Genomic DNA, 17,632 nt, shown 5'->3' with positions numbered 1-17,632 from the left:
ACGCGGGGCGGAAAACGCCTATCTGGGCCCAGGTCTTGCCCGTTGGGCGACTCCCCCCGGAGATCCACCATGCGCGGCGCACTCGACTTCACTTCCTGGCAGACGATGCTCTCGACGCTGATCGGGCTCGTCATCGTCTCGCTCATCGCCGTCGGCGTGCGGTTGCTCGTGATGCAGTCGGTGCAGCAGCGGCGCGAGCGCGCCAACCGTCAGATCAATGAGCGGCTGAAGACGCTGATCGCCGCGTACAAGACGCTGGGCGGATCGTTCACCGGCACGCTCGCCGTCGATCCGCGCCATCTGCGGGAACTGCGCCAGCTCGCCGAGCCTGGCACGATGGCGATCGGCGCCTCGGATCGCGCACGCCGCATGCGCGACGCCGTCGAGGCTGCGCTGTCGGACATCATCCTGCTCGGCACCGACGAGCAGGTCCGCCTCGCCGCACAGGCGGCGCAGGACATGGTCACGGGCAAGCCGGTGGAGACGGCGGCGCTCGTCGCGTCGCTGCGCGACTTCATCCGCGAGGTGCTGGAGCTCGATCCGATCCCGGCGTCCGTCGTGATCCCGAAGCAGGGTCCGCTGAGGCCCGCGGGCAGCGGCGGTGGCAAGGGCGGTGGCGCCGGTGGGCGCGAAGGCGGCTCGCGCGGTGGCGGTGGCGGTGGCGGCGCCGCAGGTGCTGGAGGCCTCGGCGCAGGACTTGGGCTCGGAGCAGCGGGCAGTCATGCGGCTGAGGGCACTCAGGATCCGGAAGAAGACCCGGCGAAGTGAGCGACGCGTCGCAAAGCGCCGGGCTGGCGTTCAGTTCACCGCGATTCGCCAGCCTTCTCGACCACCCGGCTGCCCCACTCGCCCAGAGCGCCGATCCCGGCGACAACGGCGCTCGCGAGCCAGACCCAGTAGCCCGCATCGAGGCCGATGACCTTCAAGCGGGCGGCCGCCAGGCTGTTCCAGGACCAGAGCGCCTCACGCACCTGGAGCGCTCCGAGCATCAACGCCACGGCCGCGCCCAGCACGATCAGCGTGAGCACAGGCCGTCGCAGGGCCAGCAGCGCCCACGCCGCCCACACCAGGGGATTCGCCAGCCAATGGACCGTGCCGTTGAGGTAGCCCAGACACAGCAGGAAGAAGCCGCTGTGATGGTCGCCGTTGGCGAAGCGGATCGCCGGCAGCGCGAGAGAGCCCAGATAGAGCAGCACGCTGAAGGCCAGGAAGATGAAGCGGGGCGACATGGACGTGGAGGCCGGAGCGGTTGGTTGCGACGCCGCGCAGTGTGTGCGCCGCCTCGCCAGCGACGATAGTCTCGTCTTCTCGGTACCGGCTCCCGCGACCGAGGGGGTCAGGGCGTGACACCGCGCGCCGTCTGGCGCTGCCAGTTGTACGGCGTCGTCGTCGACACCTTCACCATCCCCGAGGCTTCGAGGATGGGCCGCGAGAAGTCCGTGGAGTCGCTGTGGATCAGCGTCTTCCCCAGCGCCAGCGCTTCGCGCGCCCGCGCTGCGGTCAATGCGCGGTAGATGCCTTTCCCGCGCCACGCCGGACGCGTGGCGCCGCCCCAGATCCCGGCGAAGGCCGTTCCGGCCACCGGCTCCAACCGCCCGGCGGTGATCAGCTCTCCGTCGGCCTCTGCGATCCACAAGGACATCCCGTCGTCGCGCGCGAGCCGCTCCAGCAGCGACTGCGTCATCGGATCCGGATCGAGGTCGCCGAAGACCTCCGCCTGCATCGCGCACATGCGCGCCACCTCCTGCGGCTCGCGGATGGTGCGCATCGTCACGCCCTCCGGCAGCGGGACATCGGCGACCAGCAGTCGCGCCTCGCCGATCATGATCGACTCCGGCGGATCGGGCTCGAAGCCATGCGCGAGGAGCGCCTCATGCAGCCCCGGTGCCAGGTCGTGCCCGCGTGACTTCCACTCGACATGGGTGATGGCGGGATCAGCCTGATAGTGCAGTAGCGCCTCTCCGACGAGCCGATGGATTTCCTGCGCATCCGCGCCGCCAAGATCGCGATACGTCACGAAGCCCCGACCGCGTGCGAAGGTCACCAGCCGCAACGACCCCAGCCGCGTGACTGCAATGGCGCTCGGCGTCTCGGCGTCGGAGCGGAGTTGGGAGTCGTAGGCGGCGAGCAGAGCGGTGGCGTCAGTCATGCCGCCACATGGTAGTGGAGGATCAGCAAAAACCATTAGGTTGACCATTTTGACCATTTCAGTACACTTGGTCAAATGAAATCAAGCAGCGAAGCTCAGCCGACCGCGACCAATGCGCGACGGGACACCATCCTCGACGCGGCGATCCGGGAGTTCGGACAGCGCGGTTACCGCAAGACCTCGATCGAGGATCTCGCCTCTGCGGCGCAAATCTCCAAGCAGGGTCTCTACCTGCACTTCGCGGGAAAGAACGAGGTGTTCGTCGCCGCGATGCAGAAGTACCTCACGGACGGTCTGACGCTCGTCGACGAAGCGCTCGGCCGCACCGACCAGCCGCTCTCCAAGCGACTCGCCGCCGCCATGGACGCCTGGTTCGGTCGCCATCTCGTCACCTTCACGCCGAGCGCTTTCGACGTGATCGAGGCCGGCGACCAGCTCTCCTCGAAGGAGGTCGAGAAAGTGAAGCTCGCCTTCCAGCAGCGCATCGTCAAGGCGCTGGCATCGGCGCCCGAGTTCGTGGATGTCCCCTCGAACCGGTCGCCGCAGGACGTCGCGCAAGTGCTGTTCCTGTGCGGCCTCACCTGGAAGGACGGCAAGCCGACACCTCAGGAATTCTCGAGACGCGTCCGGCTGTGCGTGCGCGTCTGCTGCCATCTGGAGGAATGATCCATGAGCAAGGTCCTCGTCACCGGCGGATCCGGCTTCCTCGGCAGCCACTGCATCGTCCAACTCCTCCAGGCCGGCCATGACGTCCGTGCCACCGTGCGCTCAGCCTGCCGGGCGTCCGTGGTGCGGGACATGGTCCGGCAAGGCGGCGCCGGTCCCGACACCCGCCTCGACATCGTGGTCGCGGATCTGGGCGCTGACGCCGGATGGGCGGAGGCCGTTGCCGGCTGCGATCACGTGCTGCACACGGCATCGCCATTTCCTCCAGGGACGCCCAAGCATGAAGATGAGCTGATCGTCCCCGCGCGCGAGGGCACGTTGAGAGTCCTGCGAGCCGCACGGGCGGCCGGCGTGAGGCGCGTGGTGCTGACGTCCTCGTTCGCCGCGATCGGGTATGGGCACACCAAGCTCGCCCATCCGCTCGACGAATCTTCCTGGAGTCGTCTGGAATCCGGCAGCACCGCCTACGTGAAGTCGAAGACGCTGGCCGAGCGCGCCGCCTGGGACTTCGTCGCCGCAGAGGGCCGCGGCCTGGAGCTTGTAGTGATCAATCCGGTCGGGATCTTCGGTCCGGTGCTCGGTCCCGACTACTCGTCGTCGATCGCCTTGGTCAAGCGCATGCTGGACGGCCACGTCAGCGCCTGCCCGCAATTGCACTTCGGTGTCGTCGACGTCCGGGACGTCGCCGAACTTCATCTGCGCGCGATGACGAATCCCCAGGCGGCCAGCCAGCGCTTCCTCGCTTCCGCCGGAGACTGCGTGTCAATGCTTGCGGTGGCGCAGATGCTGCGGGCCGGTCTCGGCGAAACGGCGACGCTGGTGCCGACGCGGCAACTGCCGAACTGGCTCGTGCGCCTCGCCGCCCGCTTCAGGCCCGAATTGCGCCAGTTGCTGCCCGAGCTCGGCAAGGTGAAGCACCTCTCGAACCGCAAGGCCAGGAGCGTGCTTGGCTGGCAACCGCGCGGCGACGCCGAAGCGGTGATCGCGACCGCAGAGAGTCTCGTCCGCATGGGCCTGCTGGGCGCCCGCTGAGCCTTCACTCCCTCGACCGCATCAAGCTCAGCACGCAGAACCCCAACCCCGCGATGCCGGCCGGCAGCGCGTACACGAGCAAGGCTTCCCAGCCGTGCCCGTTGCGCAGCCCGAGTCCCACCAGGCCGACGAGCAGCGCGCCGACGCTGCCGATCAGCAGCACGATCAGCGCCAGCCCGCCGAACACCCCATCCAGCGGACGGTCGAAGTCGTCGCGGTCGTCTTCGGCGATGGTCATCCAGATGACCGGCGATAGGATCACCAGGAAGGCCCAGTTCGGCACCACGTTGCCGTGCTTGCCGCTCCAGTGCATCACGCCCAGCACCACCGCCCCCAGGATCAGCGTCCAGATCACGCGCTTCATTTCTTCCCTCGTTGAAAAGCAACGACGCGCAGTGTGGGCGGGACCGCCGTCGCCACCCGCGCCGCGATCGCGCGGTATCGATCGGCGAGACCCACCGGGCCGTTCCGCGACACCGCGGCGGGTCTGACCGGGCGACACGAACTACGCCCCTCCGCTGCTCGCACCGATTGTGTCGCCCACGCCGGGCGCTACGTCCGCCCTTCACGCTGCTGACTTCCTCCGCGAAAAAAATCACGCGCTTCACGACCTCCCAGGTGAAGCTTCATGAGCACGACATCCCGCCGGTCCTTCCTGACCGCCGCGGTCGCCGGCATGGCCAGCAGCCATGCGTTCGCGCAGACCCTCCGACAGGCGCTCGCCACACCCGCCAACAACGCCACCGGCACCCTCGCCGACATCGAGCACGTGGTCATCCTGATGCAGGAGAACCGCTCCTTCGACCACTACCTCGGCACCCTCGCCGGCGTGCGCGGCTACAGCGATCCGCGCCCCATCGCCCTGCCCTCCGGCCAGCCCGTCTGGATGCAGCCCGGCACCGCCGTCGGCTCCCAGGTGCTCCCGTACCACTTCGACATCCGCAACACCAACGCGCTGCGCGTCGGCCTGGACCACAGCTGGAAAGGCACCGAGGCGACCTGGAAGGACTGGAACGTCTGGGTGCCCAAGAAGTCGTCCCGCACCATGGGCTACTTCGATCGCAGCGACCTGCCCTTCTATTACGCCCTCGCCGACGCGTTCACCGTCTGCGACGCCTACCACTGCTCCATCTTCGGCCCGACCGACCCCAACCGCTTCTACGCCCTCAGCGGCCACAGCAACGCGGTCGTCACCGGCATCGCCGATTCCAAGCTCTACAACGTCACCAACGGCACCTACAACGGCGACATCGCCAACGACAACCCCGCCGCCAAGGGCAATGAGTGGCTGACCTACGCCGAGACCCTGGAGAACGCCGGCGTGAGCTGGAAGGTCTATCAGGAGTGGGACAACTACGGCGACAACTACCTCCAGTACTTCAAGAACTTCCGTACCGACGCCAACGGCCAGAAGCTGACCAGCGCCTCGCCGCTGTACCGCAAGGGCCGCGCACTGGCCGCAGGTTCGACGCAAGCCAACGCGGCGGGCACGACCGGCCAATGGCTGATCGACCAGTTCGCCGCCGACGTCCGCAGCGGCAACCTGCCGCGCGTGTCCTACATCTGCGCGCCGACCGAGTACTGCGAGCATCCCGACGACACGCCCAACGCCGGCGAGAACTTCACCGCGCGCCTGCTGCAGGCGCTGGTGCAGACGCCCGAGGTCTGGTCGAAGACGGCGCTGATCCTGACCTACGACGAGAACGACGGCTTCTTCGACCACATGCCGTCGGTGATGGCGCCGCTGAACAGCGACCGCGGCCGCACGACGATGGCCAACGCCACGCAGGGCGAGATCGCCAACAGCCAGCCGATCGGCCTCGGCCCGCGCGTGCCGACGATGGTGATCTCGCCGTGGAGCAAGGGCGGCCGCGTCTGCTCGCAGCTGTTCGACCACACCTCGCTGATCCGCTTCACGGAGGAATGGCTGGTCGCGCTCGGCCATCCGCGCAGCAGCGTGCAGTGCAACGGCATCTCGCCGTGGCGCCGCGCGGTCTGCGGCGACATGACCAGCGCCTTCGACTTCAAGTCCGGCGGCGCCGAGTTCCCGTCCTCGGTGCCGGCGAACGCCGTGTACTTCAAGGGCTGGGGCACCAAGGACGCGCTGCCGCCGACCAACCAGAGCCTGCCGCGCCAGGAGAAGGCCGCCAGCGGCATCCCGCGCCGCGCGACGCCGCTGCCGTACCGCTCGACCGTCGAGGGCATCGCCGCGACCAACGCGAAGCAGTTCGCGCTGAGCTTCGCCAACGAAGGCAGCGTCACGGCCGCATTCATCGTCTACTCGACGCTGCGCACCGACGGCCCGTGGCACTACACCGTCGAGCCAGGCAAGCGCATCGACCAGGAAGTCTGGAACTGGAGCAGCGCACCGCTGCAGCTCGCCGTGCACGGCGACAACGGCTTCCTGCGCGAGTTCCGCATGAGCTTCGACGGCATCGGCCGCCTGGCCGCGACCAGCCTGAAGGAACAGCCGGCCAGCGCGAGCATCACGCTGACGCTGCGCAACGCGAGCACGCAGACGATGCGCTTCCGCATCGTCGACAACGCCTACGGCGACAAGACTGTGGTGACGATCGACGTGCCGGCGGGAGCTAGCCGCGACCAGGTCCGCGCGGTCACGGCCAGCTACGGCTGGTACGACCTGCTCGTCACCGTGGACGGCGACAACACCTTCCAGCGCCGCCTGGCCGGACACGTCGAAGGTGCGGGCCTCGACTTCACCGACCCGGTGCTGAACGGCCTCGCGCAGGTCACGTGGAACGCGCCGCCGGTGCTGCCGCCCAGCACGCCGACGGCCACGTTCAAGGCCGACGTCGACCGCGTGCGGATCGGCGGCAGCGTGTCGCTGACCTGGACCGGCCTGCCGTCGAGCACGACGAACTGGATCGGCCTCTACCGCGTCGGCATGACGCCCGGCGGCCCGGGTTCGCTGAAGTGGAACTACGTGGCGAGCCCGTCGGGATCGCAGGTGTTCGCGCTCGCGGGCCAGCCGGAGGGCGACTACTTCCTCGGCCTGTTCCTCAACGACGGCTACGGCGAAGCCGCGGCGCGCCTGCCGGTCCGCATCCGCAAGAACGGCGACGTGAACGCCGACGGCGCCGTCACCGCCGCCGATCGCGACACGCTGCGCAACGCCATCGGCAGCTGCGCCGGCGACGCGCGCTTCGAGCCGCTGGCCGACATGGACGGCGACAAGTGCATCACGCAAGCGGACTACCGCGTCTGGTACCAGCTCTTCAGCACCCTGTGAGAACCCTCATGACCCTCATGCTCCGCAACCCCCTGCTCGCCGCCGCCGCGCTGGCGATCGCCTCGCTGCTCGCACCGGCCGCCCACGCCGCCACCGTCTCGCTCACCGCCGCCGGTCCGGCCAAGGTCGGCGAAGGCGTGGACCTGCTCATCAGCCTGGTGGATCCGTTCGGCGGCCTGCCCTCCGATGAAGAGCTGCTGTCCTTCGGCTTCCGCCTCAGCTACGACACGACCAGGCTCTCCTTCGGCAGCTTCACCGCCGCGGCCGGCTGGGATGACGACAGCCCGTGGCTGGGCGCCGGCACCTTCGGCGGATCGAGCTTCCCCGGCGTCGCCAACGGCGGTCAGACCTCGCTGCTGCTCGGCACGCTGCACTTCGACGCGCTGCAGGGCGGCCTCGCGCAGATCGGCCTGATCACCGATGCCGGCAACCTCAACCACGGCCTCAGCTACCTGTGGAGCGACGTGCAGCCGCTCAACGCGTCGCTGAACCTCGCGGTGTCGGCGGTGCCGGAACCGACGTCGATGCTGCTCGCGGCGCTGGGCCTGGGCGCGCTCGGCTTCACGACGCGTCGTCGCAAGACCTCGCACTGACCCCACCGACGGAAAAAAAGGGAGCCCGTTCTCACGGGCTCCCTTGGGGACCGCCTTCCTCAGGCGGCTGTCAGACGACGATCAGTCGAGTGGCCGACCGGTCGACCAGCCTGTCCGTCGATCAATCGATCACTGGACCACGGCATCGCGCACCTTGCGCGGCGCCAGTTCGTGACGCTCGAACTGCATCGAGAACGACGCGCGGCCCGACGAGAGCGCACGCAGGTTGCCGATGTAGCCGAACATCTCGCTCAGCGGCACCTGGGCGTCAACGACGATCGCAGTGCCGCGCAGTTCCTGACCACGGACCAGCCCGCGCCGGCGATTCAGGTCGCCGATGCAGTCACCGAGCGACTCGGCCGGCGTGACGACTTCGACGGCCATCACCGGCTCCAGCAACTGCGCATCGGCCTTCGCGAAGGCCTCGCGCGTCGCATTCGCCGCCGCGAGCTCGAACGCCATGGCCGACGAATCGCGCTCGTGGAAACCGCCGTCCAGCAGCGTGACCTGGAAGTCCACGCACGGGAAGCCCGCGATCACGCCGCTGAGTGCCGCGCGCCGGATGCCCGCCTCCACCGCGGGAATGAACTCGCGGGGGATCGCGCCGCCGACGACCCGGCTCTCGAAACGCAGGCCTTCGCCGCGCGCCAGCGGCTCGAAGCGCAGTACGACCTCGGCGAACTGACCGGGGCCGCCGCTCTGCTTCTTGTGGACGTGATGCACGTCCACCGCCCGCCCGAGCGTCTCGCGATACGCCACCTGCGGTCGGCCGACCTGCACCTCCACGCCGTGACGCGCGCGCAACTTCTCGATCGAGACCTCCAGCTGCAGCTCGCCCATGCCGGAGAGGATCGTCTGCCCGGTCTCGCCGTCGAAGCGCATGCGCAGGCTCGGGTCCTCGCGCAGCATGGCCTGCAGCGCCTTCGACAGCTGCGCCACGTCGTCGCGCGTCTTCGGCTCGATCGCCACGTCGATCACCGGCTCGGGCACGCTGATCTCCTCGAGATGCAACGGGCTCGCCGGTTCGCACAGCGTGTGACCGGTCAGCGTCTCCTTCAGGCCGATCACGGCCGCGATGTCGCCGGCGCGCAGCTCGTCGCGCTCCACGCGGTCGTCCGCGTGGATCTCGTAGAGCCGCCCGACCCGTTCCATGCGCCCCGTGTTGACGTCGAGCACGGCGTCGCCGCGTCGCAGCCGTCCGCGATAGACACGCACGAAGACCATCGTCCCGTGACCGTCGGCCGCCACCTTGAACGCGAGCGCGGCGAAAGGACCGTCCGGGTCGGACGGCGACTGCTCCGCGACGTCGATGTCGGCGCGACGGATGTCCTCCGGCGCCGGCAGGTAGTCGACGACCGCGTCCAGCAGCGGCTCCACGCCGCGGTTGCGGAACGCCGAGCCCGCGAGCGCCGGCACAAACGCGCCCGACAGCACGCCGCGTCGGATGCAGCGGCGCAGTGTCGCGTCGTCGATCGGCTGACCGTCGAGCCACGCGGCGAGCACGGCGTCGTCCTGCTCGACCACGGTCTCGATCAGGCGGGCGCGATGGGCGCGCGCCTGGTCCAGCATCGCGGCGGGCACGTCCGACTCGACGTACGGCGCCGAAGCGTCGTCGCGTTCCCAGACGAACGCCTTCATCGCAATCAGATCGACGACGCCGCGGAAGTCGCCTTCCGCGCCTATCGGCAGCTGCAGCGGCAGCACGGTCGCGCCGAGACGCTCCTCCATCATCGCCACGACGCGCAGGAAGTCCGCGCCGACGCGGTCGAGCTTGTTGATGAAGGCGATGCGCGGCACGCGGTACTTGTCCGCGAGGCGCCAGTTGGTCTCGGTCTGCGGCTCCACGCCGGCGACGCCGTCGAACACCACGACCGCGCCGTCGAGCACGCGCAGCGAGCGGTTGACCTCGATGTTGAAGTCGATGTGCCCGGGCGTGTCGATCAGGTTGAGCTGCGTGCCCTTCCACTGGACGGACACGGCGGCGCTGTTGATCGTGATGCCGCGGCGGCGCTCCTGCGGATCGAAGTCCATGCGGGTGGTGCCGTCGTTGACGTCGCCGATGCGATGGCTTTCACCCGTGTAGAACAGGATGCGTTCGGTGGTGGTGGTCTTGCCGGCGTCGACATGGGCGATGACGCCGAGGTTGCGCAGGGGCTTATGGGTCGTGTGGCGCGAGTTCATGGTGAATCCTTCTTTCGAAATCTGAGGGCAAGACGCTGCCCTCAGGCGGATTCACCTGATGCGGGCTAGCGTCGAGAGGGATGCGGCGGAATGCCGGATCGAGAGCCGGAGCGCGGGCGCGCGCGGACGCAAGTCCGGCGGACGGGAATCGTCGCGATCAGCTTGTCGTAGGTGCGGGTGCGCATGGTTGAACTCGGAGAGAAGGAAGAATTCAGGAAGCGGAAAACAGAAAACCCCGGGGGGCGCTGGGCCTGCCGGGGTTCTGTGGAAGACCGGAAGGCGCGCACGCCTTCCGAATGCGATCGGAGGGCGCGTCAGGTGGCGAAAGTCGCCTTGATCACTTGGGAGGTCTTCATGATGGACTCGATTCTGAGCGAACGAGCGCGGTCGCGCAATGGGATGTCGCGATGACCGTACTCGATTCGGGGTCAGGTGTTGCGATGGTTGGACAGCGTGCGCTGCGATCACTCATTGCTGCCTATGCCGACTACTCATCCGCGTCTATTCGCGATGACGAAACCCCAGAACCAGTCAGTGCCAGATCGGACCCGCGAGCGTAGATTCATCTCTCCGCAATGACTCGCTGAAAGTGAGGTGGTGAATGGAAATCGATGTGTTCCTGGCGCTGAAGAGCGCCGGCATTCCCGACAAGGAGGCCCGCGCGGCTACGGCGGCGATACGAGAGGACGTGGGCGCTGAAGTCCGCGAGGCGACGAAGGAGATGGCCACGACCAGCGATCTGAAGGAGATGGCGACCAAGAGTGATCTTAAGGAGATGGCGACCAAGGTAGATCTGAAGGACATGGCCACCAAGAGTGACTTGGCGCTGCTGAAGGCGGAGTTCAAGATGGACATGGTCAATCTGAAGAATGAGCTCTCTGCGCAGATGGTTGCCATACAACGCTCGACCGTCACGACGATGTTCGGCGGCTTGGGGATGATGGCAGCGGTGATGGCAATGCTCCACTTTCTGCACTGACATGACGACGCGAAGAAGGAAGACCGCCCGAGGGCGGTCTTCTTCATGGTGCCATCACCATCAACATCAACGATCCCGCTGCTGCGCCTCCAAGCGCTTCAGCACTTCGCCGATCCCGGCGCCTTCACGGATCTGCGGATTCGAGTAGCCATCGGTCTTCCCCGCTTCCTTCTCGCGGACCTCGATCAGCTGGCGCGCCTGCTCATGCGCCTGCTGGAAGGACCAGGTCTGCTTCAGCGCGTCGACATACATCGCCTGGCCGAAGAAGGTCAGCGGCGATTTCGAGCCGCAGCCATACGAGGTGTGCGTCGCGTCCGCCGCCGTCATCACCAGCGTGCCGTCATCGGCCAGCGGCTCGATCCAGCTGCCGGAGAAACACGCCGAGACCGAGATCACCCGCCAGCGGATGCCCGCCTCGTCGAGCCATTGCTTGAGCAGCGCGGGCGTCATGGGCTCGCTCTCCAGCGGATACGAATCCGTGGCGAGCAGACCGTCGCGACCGCCGTGCGAGGTCAGGTGCAGGAACAGCACATCCTTCTCGCGGTCCATGACGGCGCCGATGCGCGCGATCGTCCGGTGCAGGTTCGGCCGCGTCGCCCAGGGGATCGTGTCCTGCGACTTCGCATTCGTCACCAGCTGGACGGTACGTCCGCCCGTGCCGAAGCGCTCGGTCATCGTCTTCGCGACGACGGCGCTCTCATGCATGAACACGTCCTGGGAGGCATACGGCGCATAGGTGGCAGCGTAGACGTTCACCAGGCCCGGTTGGGACGGCGGCAGCGCACGGAGGGTTTCGGCGATCAGCGTCGACTGCTTGTCGAGGACCTCTTCGCTCAGCGAGAGTCCTGAGTACTCCGCGCCCGCCTCGGCGGACCGCGCCGGCCACCAGAAGTACATCGGATCGAGCCAGCCGCTGATCGCGATCGGCAGCGGCGTGAGCAGGATCGCGATCACGCGCACCACGCCGGAGGTGGTGAGCCGCCACCACAGGCGCAGGCTCGCCAACCCTTCCCAGACCATCGGGAACAACCAGGCGACCCATCGCGCCCAGTCCGGCCAGGCGTCCGAAGGCCCGAACACCGCCGGCGAGAGTCTGGCCATGGCGCCGTCGGCGATGTTCAGCAACAGCGTCACGGCGACAAGCAGCGTCACCAACGTGCCGACGTTGACGGGACCGGGCTCGCGCCGCCCGGCCGAGGCGAGCAGCAGCCAGCAGATCCACACGGACACGACCGTGCCGCTCCAACTCTTGTAGATGGCGCTCCACTCGAAGGTGGCGGCGCCGTCGATCGCCTCGCGCTGCAGGCCGAGGCCGACAGCCAGCGACAGCAGCACGAATCCGACCAGCGTCCACGGCCCACCCTCCAGCCGCTCCCAGCGCGGCGCGCGGAAGCTCAACACGCGTGCGGCTTCGGTGAGCCAGGCCGCTGCGGGAGTCCTGCTCCGCTGTGAATGACTGATATCCATCGAATAAATTTCATGAATTGAAGTCGGACGCCCATCATTCCCTGGCGACGTCGACATCCATCTCCCCCAGGGGAGCGACGACCTTCGAATCCGCCCGCGACGCGGGCACCGCCAAGGAGCACATCATGACCGTCAAGCATGTCCTTTTCGTCCTGACAAACACCGCCCACATCGGTCCGAGCGACCGTCCGACCGGTTACTTCTTCGCCGAGGTGGCGCATCCGTTCGAGGTATTCGACCACGCCGGCGTGGCGGTGGACTTCGTGTCGCCGCTCGGCGGCACGCCGCCCTCGGACGCGTATGACGAATCCGACCCGGCGCAGCGCGCTTTCCGTGAGAGCGCCTCCTTCCGCCGACTGTCGCGCAGCCGCAAGCTGTCCGAGGTCGACGTGCTGGACTACGACGCGATCTTCTTCCCCGGCGGCCTCGGCCCGATGGCCGACATCGCGACCGATCCCGACGTGAAGCAGGCCGTGATCCGCGCCTGGAACGGCGGCAAGATCGTCTCCGCCGTGTGTCACGGTCCGGTGGCCTTCTCCGGCGCCAACTTCGAGGACGGCACGCCGTTCCTGAAAGGCCGTCGCGTCACCGGCTTTTCGAATGCGGAGGAGGAAGGCTACGCCATCGCCGACGTGCCCTTCCTGCTGGAGAGTGCGCTGGTCGAGCAGGGCGCGACCTACGAGAAGGCAGACGTGTGGCAGCCCAAGGTCGTCGTCGACGGCCGCCTGATGACGGGCCAGAACCCGGCGTCCGGCGCCCCGCTGGCCAAGGAGATCGTGGCGGCGCTGAACAAGGACGTGGCATGAGCGCCGGCACTCCGCTCGTGGTCGTGGCCCGCTGGCGGATGGCGCCGGAGGCGGTGCCGGAGGTGCTGGGGCTGGTCGCCGCGTTGCGCGAGCAATCGCTGGACGAGCCCGGCTGCAAGGGCTACGAGGCGTTCCAGAGTGTCGGCACCCCGGGCGAGCTGCTCCTGCTGGAGCGCTACGCAGACCAGGCCGCCATCGAGGCGCATCGCGCCTCGGCCCACTACCAGACGCTGGTGGTGCAGCGCATCCTGCCGGTGCTGAGTGGCCGGCAGGTGGAGCTTCTGCAGGCGAAGGCCTGAGCCTTCACGGGGCCGGGTGTTGCCCGGCTCAGAACGTGGCGACGCTCAACGCCCACGTCACGCCGAACTTGTCGGTGAGCATCCCGTAGAGCGGCGACCAGGCCGAGGGCGCGAGATCCTGCAGGATCGAGGCGCCCTCGGCCAACTGCTTCCAGAAGGCCGAGATCTCGTCGGCCTCGCCGCTCTGGATGGACACGAGGAAGGCGCGGTCGCCGCGGTCCCAGCTCAGATCGATCGGCACGTCGTAGGCCATGACGCGGAAGCCGTTGGGGGCGACGACCTGTCCGAACAGCAGGAGCGCCGTGTCGGCCTCGGAGCGCGCGGCGTGCGCCTCGCCATAGGTCACGGCCATCAGGTCGCCGCCGAAGATGCCGTGATAGAAGCTCAACGCCTCGCGGGCCTGGGCGCGGAAGTTGAGGTGGGGGGTGACGGTGAGGGACATGGAGATTCCTGGACGTGTTGGGGGTTGGGCCTACCGCCTTCCGGGGGAGAGGACTGGCGATCGGCTCCCACCAATGTAGGAATCGAGTTGGCATACGCATGGCAGCAGGCCCTGCTGCCATCCCTCGTCAGCAGGAATCGGTTAGGCGAGGCGTTGCGCCGCGGGCACAGGGGTGAAATCGGACCCGGTCAGGCGACCGCAGAATTTCCGTCTTGCAGCGAGATCCCGCTGCGACACGCTGCAAGCCCGCCTTCGCCATGCCACTCGACTCAGAGATCAACGTTGAACAGCGCTATTGGTGGCGTATCGCCCTGGAGCGCCGGCTGCGGCAATGCAGCGGCGAGGCCTTCCAGCAGTTCTTCAGCGACGTCATGGCGCTGGCGCATGGCGACGACTTCGTTCGGGTCCGGTCCTTCGGCAGGTTGGGAGACAAGGGCTGCGATGGCTATCTCCGCTCCGCCGGCCGGCTGTACCAGTGCTTCGGCGCATTGAACGGCCACACGCGTCAGGCCTCCCGGCTGGCCCGCAAGATCGACACCGACTTCGCGACAGCCGCCATGGCGCTGCCGGACCTCATGAGGGAGTGGCACTTCGTCCACAACCTGATCGACGGCATGCCTGTCGAGGCCATGGCGGCGCTGACGACTTTGGAGCGCGCCCATCCCGCAATCAGGTTGGGCTTCTTCGGACTCGAATCGTTCATCGAGGTCATCTTCAAGATGAGCACGGGGCGGATCTCAGTCCTGCTGGGACCCGCAGCATCAGAAGGCGACGTCGAAAACCTCGATATCGCCGTGCTACGAAAACTTGTGCAAGACCTCGGTGCGACCGCCGACACCAGCGATTTCCAGCCGATCGAATTGAGGCCCGCGCCTTTGGACAAGCTGAATTTCAACCAGCTCCCGAATCATTGGAAGATGTTGATCTCCGGTGGTTGGGTCAACACAAAGCTGATCGCCGATTACTTCGAAAAATCTGACGATCCGATGTTGAAGGACCGGATCTCAGCGATGTTCTCGGCCAAGTACGACTACTTCAAAGCGCAGCTACTGCCACCCAGCGAGATCATGGCCGCGCTCTTCGAGTTGGTCACCGGCATCGGCCATGTCACGCCTCCACAACAGGTCGCGGCCCAAGCGCTGTTGGCATATCTCTTCGATGGTTGCCACATCTTCGAGCGAGCGCCTGATGGCGTCTCCCAATGATCCTTCCAACCAAAGGCCTGGCCCCGGAGTACGCCCTGCTGAGCGTCGGTGCGGACATCCTCGAACACCTGCAGGACGCGATGTCCGTCGCAGAGCTTTGGGACCGCGTGCTATCGGCTCGCTACATATCTAATCCAAGGCAGCCGCTGTCCTTCGACTGGTTCAGCCTGGCGCTTGATCTGCTCTACGCAATCTACGCGATCGACTACGACGACGGACTCCTCCGTCGTGGAGCTCAAAAGTGACCACGTCATCTCCTCAAACCTCGGTCGTTCCTATGCATGCAAGCAATGAGACCCGCTACGAATCAACACAACGGATCGTTCAGTTGGCGGTGGAGCTCAAAGCCAAATTCAAATCGCTCACCTATCAGTCCATCGGCTTGAAAGATCGTCTTGCCCATATCGAAAGTGCGCTGGTCGACGACCGACCGCCGCTGCGTGTAGAGATGCGGCGCCTCTATTCATCGATCGGCATTGAATTGCCCGACGCAGCCCTCCGTCGATTCGAAGAGGTCGAGATCTTCCATGACTCCGTGCTGGCGAATCGCCGAATCCATCTCGTGCCGGAGATCGAGCAGATAAAAGCACAGGTGGATGAGTTGGACCGCCAAGCCGCGCAAGTCGATCAACTGCGATCTGACCTGCTCAGGCAGCTGGACGAGCGGCTCTAGCCCCGATCCCCGCGATCAGCGACCCCACCGCGACCATCGCCGCGCCGCCCCAGAACACAGTCGGCAGCGGCGCGCTGAGCAGTACCGATGCGAACAGCGCCGACATCAGCGGCGTCCCGTTCGCCGCCAGGCCGAGCAGGTGGATATTCCCGCGCAGCACGCCGATGTTCCAGAGCATGTAGGCCAGCGTCACGGCCGCGCTCGCCAGCGCGACCTGGATGACGACATGCGTGGACCAGTTCATCGGCGTCCGCTCCGCGTTGCACGCGTGCACGATCCAGAAGCCGACCGCGCTCAGCGCCATGAAGAACCAGAGCGCGTTCTTTCCTTCGGCCATGTGCTTGGTGCAGGTGCTGTAGAGGGCCCACACGATGGCGCCGATGAAGGCCAGGCCGTAGCTGAGCGGATTCGACGCCGCGTTGTGGAAGAACTGGCTGAGCGACAACCCTTCCGGCGGCGAGGACGCCGCGATCACCCCGGCGAACGCCAGCGCCAGTCCGCCCAGCATCAGCACATTCAGCCGCTTGCGGCCGGCGATCGCGGAGCACAACACGGTGAGGCTGGGCCAGAGGTAGTTGACCATGCCGACCTCGATGGCCTCGTGGCGCGAGCGCGCGAAACCGAGCGCCAGGACGAAGCAGAGCTCGTAGCCGACGAACAGCGCGGCGCCCAGCCACAGGTAGCGGCGCGGCAGCTCGCGCAGCGAGGTGCGCGTCGGCAGGAGCAGCAGCGCGGACACGGTGAACAGCATCGCCGGCGCGCCGGTCCGGCCGAGGAATTCGATCGTGCTGCGCGTGACGCCGACGGAGGTGCTCCAGAACAGGATGGCCACCAGGCCCAGCAGCGTGGCGCCGCTCGACACGGACTTGGACAGGTCAGACTTCGACATTCATGCTTTCGTTTGCCTGCCGGGCGAATCGCCCCGGCGGCATGCCCACGTGCCGCGTGAACGCGACGCCGAACGGACCGACGGCGCTGTAGCCCACGCGCTCGGCGATCTCCGCGATCGACAGCTCGCGCTGCCGCAGCCATTGTTTGGCCAGCGCCATGCGCCAGGCGAGCAGGTACTCCATCGGCGCGACGCCGATCGCACGACTGAATCGCTCGAAGAAGGCGGAGCGCGACATGGACGCCTCCTTCGCCAACTCCACGACCGTCCAGGGCGACGAGGGCGCCTCATGCATGCGCCGCAGCGCCTGCGCCAGCTTCGGATCCGCGAGCCCGCGCACCAGACCCGGCGTGGCCGCCGTGCTGGCCGTCGCGCGGAAGGCCTCGATCAGGAGCACCTCCAGCAGGCGCGACATGACGATCTCCCGTGCCGGCCGATCAGCGCGCGATTCGTCTCCGACGAGCTGGACCAGCGTCGACAGCCGGCTCTCCCCGCGGACGTGCACCCATCGCGGTAGCAGCGACACCAGCAGCTCCGCATCCGGTGATCCGAGCACGCAGTGGCCGACCAGCATCCGCATGTCGACCTTCCCCGCCGGATCGCCGATGCGCGCGCCGCCGGGCATGGGCACGATCGGCGTGGTGACGGGTTCGTCCTCGCGCGGCGGCTGGCGATCCAGGCTGGAGGTCGCGAAGTTGCGTGCGGCCGGAAGCAGCACGAAGTCGCCCTCGTGCACCGTGATCGTCTCGCTGTGGGTGGGGCCGTCGATCGTCAGATGGCAGGCTCCTTCGAGCGCGACGAAGTAGAACGGCCGGCCCGTCTCGCTGCGGCGCACCGCCCACGGCGCCGAGGCCACGACGAGCTTCGAGAACGGCGCCTGCGGCCGCAACAGCGAGACGACTTCAGCCAAGGGGTCGATCATCTGGACGATCTCGACAAATGTATGGACTTCGCAGTGTAGTCAGTCCTGAACGCACGCCCTATCGTGCGGACTTCCCCAA

General features: G+C 67.2%; 19 protein-coding genes. 11 read left to right on the top strand and 8 right to left on the bottom strand.

Going from position 1 to position 17,632, the window contains the following annotated elements; translation table 11 throughout:
* The first annotated feature begins 69 nt into the window (after window positions 1-69).
* Window positions 70-768, top strand: coding sequence for a hypothetical protein (locus tag ACQZ13_RS06035; RefSeq protein ID WP_431050308.1), 699 nt, complete (start codon window positions 70-72; stop codon window positions 766-768).
* A 35-nt stretch (window positions 769-803) separates the two neighbouring features.
* On the opposite strand, the gene ACQZ13_RS06030 is transcribed toward ACQZ13_RS06035, so the two are convergent.
* Both ACQZ13_RS06030 and ACQZ13_RS06025 read right to left on the bottom strand, forming a co-directional pair.
* A complete protein-coding gene (locus ACQZ13_RS06030; RefSeq protein ID WP_431050307.1) occupies window positions 804-1,229 on the bottom strand; it encodes a hypothetical protein in 426 nt (141 codons plus the stop codon).
* 107 nt (window positions 1,230-1,336) lie between these two features.
* The gene (locus ACQZ13_RS06025) at window positions 1,337-2,149 is read right to left on the bottom strand and encodes a GNAT family N-acetyltransferase (protein WP_431050306.1); all 813 of its coding nucleotides are present in this window, start codon (window positions 2,147-2,149) and stop codon (window positions 1,337-1,339) included.
* A gap of 75 nt (window positions 2,150-2,224) precedes the next feature.
* Here ACQZ13_RS06025 and ACQZ13_RS06020 point away from each other — a divergent pair, with 75 nt between their 5' ends.
* Window positions 2,225-2,815, top strand: a complete 591-nt coding sequence (locus tag ACQZ13_RS06020) for a TetR/AcrR family transcriptional regulator (protein WP_431050305.1) — start codon at window positions 2,225-2,227, stop codon at window positions 2,813-2,815.
* A gap of 3 nt (window positions 2,816-2,818) precedes the next feature.
* Window positions 2,819-3,847, top strand: a complete 1,029-nt coding sequence (locus ACQZ13_RS06015; protein ID WP_431050304.1) for an SDR family oxidoreductase — start codon at window positions 2,819-2,821, stop codon at window positions 3,845-3,847.
* Window positions 3,848-3,851: 4 nt separating this feature from the next.
* Here the strand turns inward: ACQZ13_RS06015 and ACQZ13_RS06010 are convergent, their stop codons facing one another.
* Window positions 3,852-4,211, bottom strand: coding sequence for a hypothetical protein (locus ACQZ13_RS06010; protein ID WP_431050303.1), 360 nt, complete (start codon window positions 4,209-4,211; stop codon window positions 3,852-3,854).
* Window positions 4,212-4,475: 264 nt separating this feature from the next.
* On the opposite strand from ACQZ13_RS06010, the gene ACQZ13_RS06005 reads away from it, so the two are divergent.
* Both ACQZ13_RS06005 and ACQZ13_RS06000 read left to right on the top strand, forming a co-directional pair.
* Window positions 4,476-7,097 (top strand): phosphocholine-specific phospholipase C, encoded by a 2,622-nt coding sequence (locus tag ACQZ13_RS06005; protein WP_431050302.1) that lies wholly within the window; start codon window positions 4,476-4,478, stop codon window positions 7,095-7,097.
* Between the two features lie 8 nt (window positions 7,098-7,105).
* On the top strand, window positions 7,106-7,690 hold the full coding sequence (locus ACQZ13_RS06000) for a cohesin domain-containing protein (protein ID WP_431050301.1): 585 nt from the start codon (window positions 7,106-7,108) through the stop codon (window positions 7,688-7,690).
* Window positions 7,691-7,819: 129 nt separating this feature from the next.
* On the opposite strand, the gene fusA is transcribed toward ACQZ13_RS06000, so the two are convergent.
* A complete protein-coding gene (gene fusA / locus ACQZ13_RS05995) occupies window positions 7,820-9,871 on the bottom strand; it encodes an elongation factor G (RefSeq protein ID WP_431050300.1) in 2,052 nt (683 codons plus the stop codon).
* 601 nt (window positions 9,872-10,472) lie between these two features.
* Here fusA and ACQZ13_RS05990 point away from each other — a divergent pair.
* On the top strand, window positions 10,473-10,850 hold the full coding sequence (locus ACQZ13_RS05990; protein WP_431050299.1) for a hypothetical protein: 378 nt from the start codon (window positions 10,473-10,475) through the stop codon (window positions 10,848-10,850).
* Between the two features lie 66 nt (window positions 10,851-10,916).
* On the opposite strand, the gene ACQZ13_RS05985 is transcribed toward ACQZ13_RS05990, so the two are convergent.
* Window positions 10,917-12,251, bottom strand: a complete 1,335-nt coding sequence (locus ACQZ13_RS05985; protein WP_431050298.1) for a C13 family peptidase — start codon at window positions 12,249-12,251, stop codon at window positions 10,917-10,919.
* A gap of 191 nt (window positions 12,252-12,442) precedes the next feature.
* Between ACQZ13_RS05985 and ACQZ13_RS05980 the strand changes: the two genes are divergently transcribed.
* Both ACQZ13_RS05980 and ACQZ13_RS05975 read left to right on the top strand, forming a co-directional pair.
* On the top strand, window positions 12,443-13,123 hold the full coding sequence (locus ACQZ13_RS05980) for a type 1 glutamine amidotransferase domain-containing protein (protein ID WP_431050297.1): 681 nt from the start codon (window positions 12,443-12,445) through the stop codon (window positions 13,121-13,123).
* Complete coding sequence (locus tag ACQZ13_RS05975; protein WP_431050296.1) at window positions 13,120-13,422, top strand: putative quinol monooxygenase; 303 nt, start codon at window positions 13,120-13,122, stop codon at window positions 13,420-13,422. Before ACQZ13_RS05980 ends, ACQZ13_RS05975 begins: the two co-directional genes overlap by 4 nt.
* 28 nt (window positions 13,423-13,450) lie before the next feature.
* Here the strand turns inward: ACQZ13_RS05975 and ACQZ13_RS05970 are convergent, their stop codons facing one another.
* The gene (locus tag ACQZ13_RS05970) at window positions 13,451-13,864 is read right to left on the bottom strand and encodes a VOC family protein (RefSeq protein WP_431050295.1); all 414 of its coding nucleotides are present in this window, start codon (window positions 13,862-13,864) and stop codon (window positions 13,451-13,453) included.
* Between the two features lie 212 nt (window positions 13,865-14,076).
* Between ACQZ13_RS05970 and ACQZ13_RS05965 the strand changes: the two genes are divergently transcribed.
* Genes ACQZ13_RS05965 through ACQZ13_RS05955 form a run of 3 tightly spaced genes read left to right on the top strand, consistent with a single transcriptional unit; the run spans window position 14,077 to window position 15,742 of the window.
* Window positions 14,077-15,069 carry an ABC-three component system protein gene (locus ACQZ13_RS05965; protein WP_431050294.1) on the top strand — a complete coding sequence of 331 codons (993 nt, stop codon included), beginning with the start codon at window positions 14,077-14,079 and terminating at the stop codon, window positions 15,067-15,069.
* Window positions 15,066-15,314, top strand: coding sequence for an ABC-three component system middle component 6 (locus ACQZ13_RS05960; RefSeq protein ID WP_431050293.1), 249 nt, complete (start codon window positions 15,066-15,068; stop codon window positions 15,312-15,314). Before ACQZ13_RS05965 ends, ACQZ13_RS05960 begins: the two co-directional genes overlap by 4 nt.
* Window positions 15,311-15,742, top strand: a complete 432-nt coding sequence (locus tag ACQZ13_RS05955) for a hypothetical protein (protein ID WP_431050292.1) — start codon at window positions 15,311-15,313, stop codon at window positions 15,740-15,742. Before ACQZ13_RS05960 ends, ACQZ13_RS05955 begins: the two co-directional genes overlap by 4 nt.
* Here ACQZ13_RS05955 and yddG read toward each other — a convergent pair.
* Both yddG and ACQZ13_RS05945 read right to left on the bottom strand, forming a co-directional pair.
* Window positions 15,717-16,631 carry an aromatic amino acid DMT transporter YddG gene (gene yddG / locus ACQZ13_RS05950; protein ID WP_431050291.1) on the bottom strand — a complete coding sequence of 305 codons (915 nt, stop codon included), beginning with the start codon at window positions 16,629-16,631 and terminating at the stop codon, window positions 15,717-15,719. The genes ACQZ13_RS05955 and yddG overlap by 26 nt on opposite strands.
* The gene (locus ACQZ13_RS05945) at window positions 16,618-17,553 is read right to left on the bottom strand and encodes an AraC family transcriptional regulator (protein ID WP_431050290.1); all 936 of its coding nucleotides are present in this window, start codon (window positions 17,551-17,553) and stop codon (window positions 16,618-16,620) included. Before ACQZ13_RS05945 ends, yddG begins: the two co-directional genes overlap by 14 nt.
* Window positions 17,554-17,632: the final 79 nt, after the last annotated feature.

This window comes from Roseateles sp. L2-2 (assembly GCF_050613215.1).
GTDB classification, from domain to species: Bacteria; Pseudomonadota; Gammaproteobacteria; order Burkholderiales; family Burkholderiaceae_C; genus Roseateles; species Roseateles noduli.
The sequence above is the reverse complement of the archived record's forward strand: the minus strand, read 5'-3'. Positions and strand labels throughout refer to the sequence as shown.